This is a genomic window from Bacteroidales bacterium, from assembly GCA_041671145.1.
Classification (GTDB): Bacteria; Bacteroidota; Bacteroidia; order Bacteroidales; family JAHJDW01; genus JAQUPB01.
Window position 1 is genome coordinate 38,867 of record JBAZBZ010000020.1, and the last position, 12,677, is coordinate 51,543.

General features: G+C 33.5%; 7 protein-coding genes. All 7 read left to right on the forward strand.

The genetic code is table 11. From position 1 onward, the window contains the following. The first annotated feature begins 250 nt into the window (after nucleotides 1-250). Nucleotides 251-1,129 (forward strand): M23 family metallopeptidase, encoded by an 879-nt coding sequence (locus WC223_08035; protein MFA6924192.1) that lies wholly within the window; start codon nucleotides 251-253, stop codon nucleotides 1,127-1,129. A gap of 177 nt (nucleotides 1,130-1,306) precedes the next feature. Next, a complete protein-coding gene (locus tag WC223_08040; protein MFA6924193.1) occupies nucleotides 1,307-2,461 on the forward strand; it encodes a 1-deoxy-D-xylulose-5-phosphate reductoisomerase in 1,155 nt (384 codons plus the stop codon). Between the two features lie 23 nt (nucleotides 2,462-2,484). After that, nucleotides 2,485-2,880 (forward strand): OsmC family protein, encoded by a 396-nt coding sequence (locus tag WC223_08045; GenBank protein MFA6924194.1) that lies wholly within the window; start codon nucleotides 2,485-2,487, stop codon nucleotides 2,878-2,880. A gap of 91 nt (nucleotides 2,881-2,971) precedes the next feature. Beyond that, nucleotides 2,972-4,006 (forward strand): RluA family pseudouridine synthase, encoded by a 1,035-nt coding sequence (locus WC223_08050; protein MFA6924195.1) that lies wholly within the window; start codon nucleotides 2,972-2,974, stop codon nucleotides 4,004-4,006. Nucleotides 4,007-4,173: 167 nt separating this feature from the next. Beyond that, a complete protein-coding gene (locus tag WC223_08055; protein MFA6924196.1) occupies nucleotides 4,174-7,923 on the forward strand; it encodes a gliding motility-associated C-terminal domain-containing protein in 3,750 nt (1,249 codons plus the stop codon). A gap of 203 nt (nucleotides 7,924-8,126) precedes the next feature. Further along, nucleotides 8,127-10,091: an AraC family transcriptional regulator gene (locus tag WC223_08060; GenBank protein MFA6924197.1), complete on the forward strand. Its 1,965-nt coding sequence runs from the start codon at nucleotides 8,127-8,129 to the stop codon at nucleotides 10,089-10,091. A gap of 492 nt (nucleotides 10,092-10,583) precedes the next feature. Then, on the forward strand, nucleotides 10,584-12,677 hold a 2,094-nt coding region (locus tag WC223_08065; GenBank protein ID MFA6924198.1), incomplete at its 3' end, for a hypothetical protein.

Below are 12,677 nucleotides of genomic sequence, written 5' to 3' on the forward strand. Positions count from 1 at the left end.
TTACATTAACTGAAAGCTTGCAAAAATATTTTATTTTAAGTAAAAATAAAAAAAATACCATTCCATTTATATATTATGTGAACAAAAATTACTTTAAACGTTTTTGAATTTGGTAAAATTAATGTAGGTTTGTAAATAAAATGAGTTGAATTGTTTAAAAAACATTTACGAATAACAGTCATTAGCCAATAGTCATTTGTCATTAGTGCGGCAATTAACAGAGAACTTGAAACTGAAAACAGGAAACTAAATGTCTATTTACGAAAGCAATAAAAATAAATTTCAAAAGTTTCTAAATAAGAAATACCGGCTTGTTATTATGAATGACAGTACTTTTGAAGAAAAAGTGTCATTGAGATTATCAAGGTTGAATGTTTTTATAGTTTTTGGCATTGCAATTATTATGATTTTATTTGTTACTACATATGTTATTGCATTTTCACCACTTAAAGAATATATTCCCGGATATTCTTCCGACCCGGCCGCCCGCTCAAAACAAATTGCTTTTATCGTAAAAACCGATTCACTTGAAGAAGTTGTCAGGGAAAGACAGCAATACATTGACATGATAAAAAAAATAACATTGGGAAAAGATACTGAAAATCAGATTTCCCCTAAGCCCGTGTCAAAAAGCAATTACAGTAATATAAATATTACAAAGTCAAAAGAAGATTCAATGCTCAGAACAGAGTTCAACCAACAGGAACAATATAATCTGGAAGATAACGAACCCTCTGCAAGTTCAAACGGAATAAGTAATTTTTTCTTTTTTTGCCCTTTAAAGGGATTGCTGACCAACGGATTTAATCCGACAAACAAACATTACGGAATTGATATTGTTTCACCAAATAAAGATGAATCAATAAAAGCAACATTAAGCGGAACAGTTATTTTTACCGGCTGGACTCTCGAAACTGGCTATGTTATTGCTTTACAACATTCAAATAATCTTATTTCAATTTATAAACACAATTCGGTTATTTTAAAAAAAACAGGAACTTATGTTAAAGCAGGCGAAGCAATTGCTATAATAGGAAATTCGGGTGAATTAACATCGGGACCGCATTTGCATTTTGAATTATGGTACAACGGTTATCCGATAAATCCGAGAGATTACATCGTATTTTAAAAAATAAGTTTAAAGTTTCGGTATTTCGTTGTTTGTGCTAATAATTTAAAAACTTTGAAATTCGACATTCATTATTCGGTGTTCGATATTTTAAAATGGAAATTATAAATAAAGATTATTTAAAGATAATAAAGTATAAATTTTAAACTCTGTGGTTTTCTGTGTAATATTAAAAAAATGAATAACAAAAGAAAAATAGCGATATTAGGTTCTACGGGCTCGATTGGAACACAGGCGTTGGAAGTAATTTCAGAACATGAAGATAAATTTGAAGTTGAGGTTCTTACAGCACAAAACAATGCAGATTTATTAATCAAGCAATCACTTATTTTTAAACCAAATTGTGTGGTTGTCGGTGATGAAAGCAAGTACAAGAAAGTTTCTGAAGCATTGTTTGCTAACGGAATAAAAGTTTTTACGGGTGCAGAAGCATTGTCACAGGTGGTCGAAATGGATACAATAGATATTGTACTTTCAGCAGTTGTTGGTTTTTCGGGACTGAAGTCCACAATTAATGCAATCAACGCAGGAAAAACAATTGCTCTTGCAAATAAAGAAACACTTGTTGTTGCAGGAGAACTTATCACAAAAACAGCAAAAGAAAAAGGAGTTAATATTTTTCCTGTTGACTCGGAACATTCCGCTATTTTTCAATGTCTGGCAGGAGAATTTCACAATAAAATAGAAAAAATTTATTTAACTGCTTCCGGCGGTCCTTTCAGAGGCAAGGATAAAAAATTTCTTTCTTCAGTGAAAAAAGAAGATGCACTTAAACATCCTGTATGGAATATGGGAAATAAAATAACCATTGATTCCGCAACACTCATGAATAAAGGACTTGAAGTAATTGAAGCAAAATGGTTGTTCGGACTTAATCCCGAACAGATTGATGTTATAATTCATCCTCAATCAATAATACATTCTATAGTTCAGTTTGAAGACGGCTCGATGAAAGCCCAGCTCAGTATGCCTGACATGAAGTTGCCGATTCAATATGCTTTGGGCTACCCGCAAAGATTAAAATCAAATTTAAAACGATTTAACTTTTCCGACTGCACTGAATTTACTTTTGAAAAACCAGATGTTAATAATTTTCGCAGTATTTTAATTGCTTATGAGGCAATAAAAACAGGCGGTAACATGCCTTGCATAATGAATGCGGCAAACGAAATTGTTGTTGATGCATTTTTAAATGCTCAAATCGAATTTCTTCAAATGCCTGTTATTATTGAAAAGTGCATGCAAAAAATAAAATTTATAAAAATTCCCACGCTTGAGGATTATTTTAATACAGATAAGGAAACACGTGAAATAGCGTTATCTCTCATATAATCATTTTAAATTAATAATATTTTATGAAAATAGAAATTACATTTAACGACAACAAAAAAGTAAACGCAAATATTAACGGTCATATAGTAAACACCGACCAATCGCAGGAAGCAGGTGGCGATAATACTGCCCCGACTCCTTACGAATTGTTTTTGGCTTCATTAGGAACATGCTCGGGAATATTCATTAAATTTTATTGCGATAAAAGAAATATTCCTGCCGATAAAATTAAAATAATTCAGAAAACCGAATTTGATAAATTAACACATCTCGCAAGCAAAATAAGTTTTGAAATTCAACTTCCTTCTGATTTTCCGAAAGAACATATCGAAGCAATTAAAAATGCTGCGGCAGTATGCAAAGTTAAAAAGCAGCTACAATCGCCACCTCAATTTGAAATTACAACAACTATAAAATAAAAAATCAAAAAAAATCATCGAATAAATATTATTTAATTAATATTAATTAGTGCGCAACAATAGAAAAATAGGACAAACTGAAAACCGTAAACTGAAAACTGAAAACTTTTCTATTGAAGAAGAGCCAGAAGAACTGTTTGAGCATTATCACTTTGTTGTTGACAAAGGTCAGAGTTTGCTGAGAATTGATAAATTTCTTTCAAACAGGATTGAAAATATTTCAAGAAATAAAATTCAGAATGCTGCTGCTGCCGAAAGTATTCTTGTAAATGGAAAACCCGTAAAATCAAGCCATAAGGTAAAGCCGAATGATGTGATATCAATTGTTCTTTCATTTCCTCCGCGTGAAATCGAAATAATTCCTCAAAATATTCCCATTAATATTGTTTACGAGGATGATGATATAATTATAGTAAATAAAGATGCAGGAATGGTTGTGCATCCTGCATATGGAAATTACTCCGGAACTCTTGTAAACGCACTCACTTATCACTTAAAAGATTTGATGCAATCTGAAAATTCCGAAATCAGACCTTTGCTGGCTCACCGTCTCGATAAAGATACAAGCGGAATAATGGTTGTAGCAAAGAATGAATTTGCACTTTCAAAGTTATCGAAAGATTTTTTCAACAGAAATATTGAAAAGAAATATTTTGCACTTGCATGGGGCGATTTTAAAGAAAATGAAGGAACAATAACCGGACATATCGGAAGAAATTTGAAAAACAGAAAAGTAATGGATGTATTTCCTGAAGGAGATTACGGCAAACCCTCAGTTACTCACTATAAAGTTTTAGAGCGATTTTATTACGTAACTCTTCTTGAATGTATACTCGAAACAGGCAGAACTCATCAGATAAGAGCGCATTTCAAATATATAGGTCATCCATTATTTAACGATAAGGATTATGGAGGGAATAAAATTATAAAAGGAACAACTTTTTCAAAATACAAGCAATTTGTTGAAAATTGCTTCGAAATACTTCCACGACAGGCATTACACGCTAAGGAGCTCGGTTTTACTCACCCAAGAAGCAAAGAAAAATTACTTTTCACATCAGATTTACCCGACGACATGAAAACGGTTTTAGAAAAATGGAAAAAATACTCTGAGGAAAAATCCTGAAAGTATAGTGTTTTCGATTATTTTATGACTTACATCTATGTTTTTATGAAGTTCATTTTAAAATTCCATTTTTAAAAAAACAAGTCAATTGCAACTATTTATTAAAAAAAATTGTCTTATTTTAAATTAATAATTATTAAATTGCAAAAATCTTAATGCACGGTAAAATGAAATATATATATATATTCATCTGCTGCCTTTTCTTATATCTTTTTACTGATGCTCAAGATGGCACCCGTCAAAAAATAAGTACAATTAATGGCTCAACCATTAATTTAATAGAAGGAATGGAAATTACTTCAAGTGGCAATTTTACCGCAGCTGATAATCCTGTGGGGTATGTTGCCAACGAACATTATGTTGTGGTTTTGCACTCAACAAACCATACTAAAATGAAATTTTCTTTTCGTACTCTTAATCAAATGCCTTTGGGAACACCACCTGCTTATACTACAGTATGCACTACTCATGTTGATATAAAAAATACCGACCACTTAAAAGTATATGATGGCAATGGTACAGGAAATTCTTTATTATATGATTATACTAATTTATTATACACAACTGCAGCATCATATCCGGCTTTGCCTGTAGTTGTTTCTTCGGGGGAATATTTAACTATTGAATGGACATCTGCTCTTGCAAGTACAGGAGGATATGGATTCAGGATTGCTATTGGTTGTCCCCCAGGTAGTTGTAGCGGAAATAAACCGGCAGGAGATTCATGTAGCAATGCAACTCCAATTTGCAATGTTTTGAACTATTGTGGAAACACAAGCTATTGGTATTCCCGCGACTTGCCCGGAACCATGTGCGACAGAAACTTATCAGTTCCTGCTGCCTGTAATGTTTTTCCTGCAGCATTAGATAATAATTCATGGTTGATTTTTCAAGCTGCTTCAACTACAGTAAGTTTAGATTTGACTGTTGCAAACTGTGTTGGTTCTGGTGCTTCTCCTGGGGTACAATTTGCAGTTTATGATGCAACAAATTGTAATAGCTTTGTTTTGTTAACTACTAATCCAGCTTATATAGTTCCGGGAATTGCTCCGGGGCTTACTAATATTACAATACCCGGATTGACTGTTGGTAAAAATTATTATATAATGATAGATGGATTGTCGGGTGATATTTGTGATTACTGGGTAAAACTAAACAATATTGTTTCAATTAGTGCTGGTCCGGATAAAATAATTTGTACAGGTTCTTCAACTAGTATTACTGCTTCTGGTGGCAGTAATTATACTTGGAGCACAGGACAAGTTGCAACCACTATTAATATAACGCCTACAATAACTACTACTTATATTGTAACGGGTGTTCCAAACTTTTCTTTATGTATTAATGAAGGAATAGACACTGCTATTGTGACAGTTAACAATCCTCCCACTATAACTGCAAATAACTCTACAATATGCAGTGGTAATTCGGCTACAATAACAGGAAGCGGAGGAGTATCCTACACATGGAGCACTGTTCCTACTCAAACTGGTTCAAGCATAATTGTTAGTCCAACGACAAGTACAACTTATATTGTTACAGGGGCAGATGCAGGAGGATGTACGAGCAGCGGTTCGGCAGTCGTCACGATTTATCCTCTACTTATAATCACAACTACGGGCAATGCGATGTGCCAGGGAAAGTCCGCCAGCATAACAGCGAGCGGGGCTAATTCATATACATGGAGCAGCACTCAAACGGGCTCAAACATAAATGTCAATCCAACTAATACTACCACGTACTATTTGACAAGTACAGATGGGAATGGATGCACAAATACTGCTTCAGCAGTCGTCACGGTTTTTTCTCCTCCTGTAATTATAGCTACAGGTGGTGCAATATGTCAGGGAATTTCAACTAACATAACAGCAAGTGGTGGAACTTCATACACATGGAGCACTACTCAAACGGGTTCAGTTATAAATGTTAATCCGACAATAACTACTACTTATATTGTAACAGGAACAGATAATAATACATGCACAAATACTGTGTCAGCTGTGGTAACAGTTTATCCATTACCAATAATAACAGCTACAGGAGATATAATATGTATAGGAACATCAGGTATAATAACGGCAAGCGGGGGAAATAACTACACATGGAATACCATTCCTCCTCAGAATGGCTCAAGTATAAATGTAAGCCCAACTACTAACACCACTTATTATGTTACGGGAACCGATGTAAACAGCTGTACGGGGACGGCTTCATGCACAGTTGCGGTAAGTACTACATTAGTTCTTTCGACTATCGGTGATGAAATTTGCAATGGAGCAACCGCAACTATTAGCGTTAGTGGTGGACAGACCTATACGTGGAATACTACAGAAACAAATCAATCAATAAATGTAAGTCCAACTACTATCACTACTTATTCTGTAACAGGGGCAGGAACAAGCGGATGTACTGGCTCTGCCACAGCTATAGTTTTTGTAAGTACAAATCCAATAGTAAATGTTGCTGATGCAGCAATTTGTTATGGTGTCAGTACTACTCTTACGGCAAGCGTAAATGGAGGTACTCCCAATTATTTGTACACTTGGGCACCTGGTGTAATGACAAATTCTGCAATTACAGTAAGTCCTGCTGTAACTACAACCTATTTTGTAACAATATCTGACAGCAAGGGATGCACGGGAACAACTTCAGTTGTTGTTATTGTTTCTCCATTAATGCAGGCGAGCATAACAAATAAAATTAGTGCAACATGTGGTTTGCCAAATGGAACAGTAACAATAGCAGTTACAGGAGGAACACCTTTTATGAGCGGTGGTATACATTATAATTATAAATGGAATACACCCGGAAGTGAAACCAGCCCAACAGCAACTAATTTACCTGCCGGAACATATACTTTAACAATAACTGATTCTCTTAATTGCTCCATCACTTTCGATGTAGTAATTGGAAATTCGCCACCTGTTACTGTAACTACAACAACTAATGCTTCTAATTGTGGAAAACCCGATGGTTCGGCAACGGCAAATCCTTCGGGCGGAACGCCGGGATTTACATATATCTGGAGTACTACTCCATCTCAAACTTCGCAAACAGCAACCAATATACCAACAGGAACATATACAGTAACGGTTACAGACAGCAAAAGTTGTACTGTTGTGGAAACCGCAATTGTGGGGGAAATTAATCCTTTATTAGTATCTATTGTAACTACTCCCGAACATTGTGGGCATTCAGATGGAACAGCAACTGCCATGCCTTCAGGAGGAAATAATTATAAGTATTTATGGAATACATCGGATACAATAAATACAATAGATAGCTTATCTCATAATAATATATACTCTGTAACAATATCTGAAGGTAATTGCAAAGCAACAAATACAACACTAATATCCGAAACATCAGGACCTAAAGCCGATTTTACATATACTCCGGCTGTACTCGATATTTTTGAAAATACCACTGCTCTTTTTGATGACCATTCTACTCAGGGTGGACAGCCAATAATAAGATGGCATTGGGATTTTTATGATGATAATTCTACTACCAACATACGATCACCAATGCATTCATACAAAGACGTTGGCACATATACGGTTTGCCTGAAAGTTACCGACTCAAAAAATTGTGAGGACAATATATGCAAGCTCATTGTTGTTAAGGATATTTTTACGGTATACATACCTAATGCTTTTAGTCCGAATTCAGATTTGCTCAATGAAGGATTCATTCCCCAGGGATACCGGATTGACCCCGATGAATTTACTATGATTATATTTAACCGCTGGGGTGAAGAAATATACAGAACCCATGATTTTAAAAGCCCATGGAACGGGAGATTTAATAATACTGGTGATATTGTGCAGATAGGTGTTTATATTTACAGAATAATTATAAAAGAAATTGAAGGAACTAAGCACGAGTTTATTGGTAGAGTTAGCGTCATAAGGTAAAAGTAGCAGTTGGCAATAGCAGTTGGTGGTAAAAAACTTCGACATTCGATATTCTGTGTTCGATATTTTTTCGAGTCAGTTGTCAATAGCCATTAGAAAAACCGAACGCCGAACTATGAAGTAAAAGGTATGAAAAAAATCCTACTTCTTACTTCATACTTCATTTCAATTTTTCCTATTTTTGAATTTCAAATAATTTCACAATGAAAAGAATTGTTTTCACAACAGCTGTAATTCTTACTTCATACCTCATACTTCATACTTCTTTTTCTATCGCAACCGAAAAAGTTCCATTCACAAAAGAACAAACAAGAACAATTGACAGCTTGAGGCAGGTTTTAAAAACGTCTGTTAATAAAGGAAAAGCAAAGATATATAACGAACTTGCTGAAAAATATATTGATGTTTCTTATGAAGCAGCTCTCAAATACGCCAATGAAGCATTAAAAATAGCTGAGCAAACAGGTAACATAAGTGAAAAAGCAAATGCTTTAGGAATTTTAGGATTAACTAATTATAGAATAGGAAACCTTAAAGCAGCCAATAATTATTATGAGCGAGCACTAAGTATTTATGTTCAAAAAGCCGATAAAAAGGGCATTGCTAAAATTAATGCTAATACCGGTAGCATATATATTACATGGAACAATTACGACGAGGCAATGAAAAGATGTAAAAAAGCTCTGCAAACATACAAAGAGATGAAAGATAAACCCAGCATAGCGAAAGTGTTAATCAACATAGGGAATATTTATAAATATAAAAATCAATATAAGGAAGCGGAATATTATTTTCAGGAATCCTTAGCAATATTATATGAATTAGGGGTGAAAAAAGAAATAAGTATGGTGCTAAATAACATAGGGAATATTTATACAGCATGGGATGAAAATGAAACTGCCTTAAAATATTATCGACGAGCTTTAAAAATAGCAGAAGAATTAAAAAACAAAGAAGACATTTCAATGGTTTTGAATAACATTGGTTTAATTTACAAAAAGATTGGTAAATACAGCGAAGCATTAAAAAATTTTACAAGAATACTGGATATACAAAATGAACTAAAAAGCAAAAGTATTATATCCACAATATATAGAAATATTGCGGAAGTATATGAAAAACAAGATGATTTTCAGAAAGCATTATATTATTATAAGAAATCATATGATTTAATGGATAAGAAAAGTAATGAGTTAGTTGCCGGATTACTGAATAATTTCGGAAACATTTATAAAAAACTCGGCAACTACAATATCGCATTGCAATATTTTAAACAAAGCATTTCAATAACAGATTCTATAAATAAATTCGGCAACCTTAGTATCAAAAATCACAAAGACATATCCGATTTATATGAAAAGATGAACGACTATAAAACTTCCAATAAATATCTTAGGCAATATTATGCTTTAAACGATTCGGTGTATAATAAAGAAACCCATCAGCAAATTGTAGAAATCAATACTAAATACGAAACCGAAAGAAAAGACAAAGAAATCAAATTGTTAAATACGCAGCAACAATTAAATGATGCTAAATACAAAAAGAGAGTAAATTTATTTATTTCGATTGTTCTGGTGTTTATTTTAATACTTGTTGCAGTTGTATTCTATAATAATAAAATAAAATCCGACAAAAATTTAGCTTTTAAAAATCTTGAAATTGTTAAATCGGAAAATGAAATTTTAAAATCAAAACAAATTCAATTAATAAATGAAAATAAATTAATAGCCGATACAAATACCATTGAAGAAACTTCTTCGGAAAATGACCTAAAACCACAAGCAGAAAAATATTCGACTTCGCCGTTAACCGACTTGCAAAAGCAGGAACTCGCAAATAAAATAACTGAAGTAATGGAAAGGGATAAACTATACACTGATGTTAATTTAAACATAAATGATTTTTCAAAAAAGTTAAATACTAACAGATTTTATATTTCAAATGTAATTAATGAAACTTTTAACAAAAATTTCACTAATTTTATAAATGAATACAGGGTTAAAGAGGCAAGAAGATTGCTGTCTGATGCTGAAAGTCAGAAATATACTTTGGAAACAATAGCTAAATTTGCTGGCTTCAATTCAAGAAGCGTTTTTATTGATGCTTTCAAAAAGTACACAGGTATAACTCCTTCTTTTTACAAAAGAACAATAAAAATACTCTAACTCCTTTCTGATTTTGTTTAGATTGACAAATTTAAACAAGGAAATCACAACAAACATTAGTTAACTGGTTTAATTAATACTTATCTTCTAATTGCCTTAAAACCAAAGCAAAGCAAATTATTTTGCTTATCCGATTAGTTTGGTGTTTAAATACCATTCCCTTTTTATGCTAGTTTAAAATGCTCATTACTTCTTGTTAGCTTTGTCCTAATTGAGCAATGCAAACAAAGTTTGGTTGTTATCCTACAACTATTCCTCGCAATTTTATGTCTTAATGATAAAATGTTTAGGAATTAGTAAAGTTTAAAATTTATCTAAAAGTTAAGAAAACACTTGGATACTATTTTGATTTTGCTAACAAACAAATAATAAAATACAGAAGTAAGAGGTACGAAAACCAGCAATCTTCACGAGTTTCGCTGTAATGATATCTGCTTGCCATAATGTAGAAAATTAACAATTTTAGCAATTTAGTAATTAAACAATAAAAAAATGAGAAACAATCAATTTTATTCAGGTTTAGTGATAATATCGTCATTATTATTGCTATCCTTTATTGCAAAAGGACAATCGCAAAAGCATGGATGGACAACAAGCTCTGACCCATTCAAAGTGAATGTTTTCGTGGAAAACCTTGGACAATTTAACACGTGGGCAAAAACACCATCTGCTATAAAATACGCTATAAATAGCGGTTCGGGAATTTTCTTTACTCAGCAAGGAGTAACGTTCAAATTAAATAAAGTCGTAAATGCAAGCGAAAAAGAATTCAAAAAAATAGAACATGGCGAAAAATCAAATGCCAAAACAGTAACTTATTTTGTAAACATGCAATGGGAAGGCAGTAACCCCAATGCAACCATTGAAGTAAGCGAACAATCCGAAGGATATTACACCTTTGGAGAAAAGGGCTATGAAAATGTAAAAGCAAAAGGGTATAAGAAACTTGTTTACAAAAATCTTTATCCGGGAATAGATGTAGAGTACGTTATTCCCGAAAAAGGAGGAATAAAATATTCACTGCTTGTTCAGCCAAATGCAGACCTGAGAGCTGTAAAAATGAGTTATACCGGTGATGTGGAAAAAATAAAAACAGATGACGAAGGAAATATTATAATAAAAACAGAAGCAGGCGACATAACCGACCACGCCCCACAAAGCTTTTATGAAAGCAGCAGAACAACAGTAGCATCAGCTTTTGAACTAAAAGAAAATACAGTTTCATTCAAACTCGAAGCTAAAAGCTCAAAGCTCGAAGCTATTGTTGTAGACCCATGGACAACAGGTCCCTGGGGAGGAGCCAATATTGCATTGAATGTGGATTATGACGATTTCGGAAACGTATTTGTATCGGGTTACAGGCCGGGACCGCATAGAATAGCCAAATATACTCCTACGGGAACGCTGGTTTATTCTTATACAACAGTTGCTACATGGGAGCATACAATTGTAAATTATTTTTATTCACGACCAACAGTATTAAGACATTCCGGCACAGTTATTAAAGGGGAAGGATTACATTATGAAGGTCCCCCAAATACAACAACAATGCAGGCATTAAAGCTGAACTCTGCAGGTGCTATGTCAGGTCCATATAATTTAATATCAGGAAACAACGAAATGTGGAATATGTTTTATAATAATTGTACAAATAAATTATACGGGTTTGGAGGAGGAACGCAAGAAGCCACCAATTGCCAAATACTTGATACAACTATTGCGGCTATTCAGAAAAAAAATGTTAATACCAGCACCAAAATTGATAATGATATTGCCGATGTTGTTCAGGATGTTAATGGTGATGCCTATATGTTATTAACTAGCAATAGTGATGCTAATATGAATAACCATCTGATGAAATCATTAGCTCCGAATTATGATGCCCCTGAAACATGGTTGGTACCAACGGGATACGCTGCTTTTAGTGGTAATTTTGAAAATAAATTTTTAAATATAATATTAAATGCAACAATTACTTCAAGTTGTAAATTCAATGCATTGTCAGTAAATACCGACTACTTGTTCAGCTATGATGGCAAGACGGTGAAAGCATGGAGAAAAGCAGATGGAATTGAACTTGGCAGTATTGTTACAGATGCATCATATAATGCACTTGAGCGAATGGGAATTGCTGCAGATGAATGCAACAATGTTTATGTTGGTGGTAAAAATAAAGTGCACGTTTATAATTTCAACGGAACAACATTCAATACAGTTAGCACAATAGCAACAAATATTTCCGGTGAAGTTTATGATGTGAGATTAGACCAATCTTTAAGCAGATTGATTGTAGGCGGCAAAGGATTTATAACTGTTGCAGACGCAATTGTGTGTGAACAATTAGTCGTTAAGGATACTGTGTCAGGAACATGCACAAATGGAATGGCATGTGTGGAAGTAATAAGCGGAGGGACATCTCCGTATAGTTATTTATGGAATACAGGAGCTACTACCAGTTGTATTTCTAATGTTCCATCTGGCATTTATACAGTAACAATTACAGATAACTCATGTATAAAATATAAGCATATAGATACATTAACAATCACAGGCGGTTCGGTAATTATTTCTGCAGTGGCAGCACCT

Coding starts and splice junctions, on each gene's coding strand:
- WC223_08035 (MFA6924192.1), top strand. CDS start 251: ATGTCTATTTACGAAAGCAATAAAAATAAATTTCAAAAGTTTCTAAAT.
- WC223_08040 (MFA6924193.1), top strand. CDS start 1,307: ATGAATAACAAAAGAAAAATAGCGATATTAGGTTCTACGGGCTCGATT.
- WC223_08045 (MFA6924194.1), top strand. CDS start 2,485: ATGAAAATAGAAATTACATTTAACGACAACAAAAAAGTAAACGCAAAT.
- WC223_08055 (MFA6924196.1), top strand. CDS start 4,174: ATGAAATATATATATATATTCATCTGCTGCCTTTTCTTATATCTTTTT.
- WC223_08060 (MFA6924197.1), top strand. CDS start 8,127: ATGAAAAGAATTGTTTTCACAACAGCTGTAATTCTTACTTCATACCTC.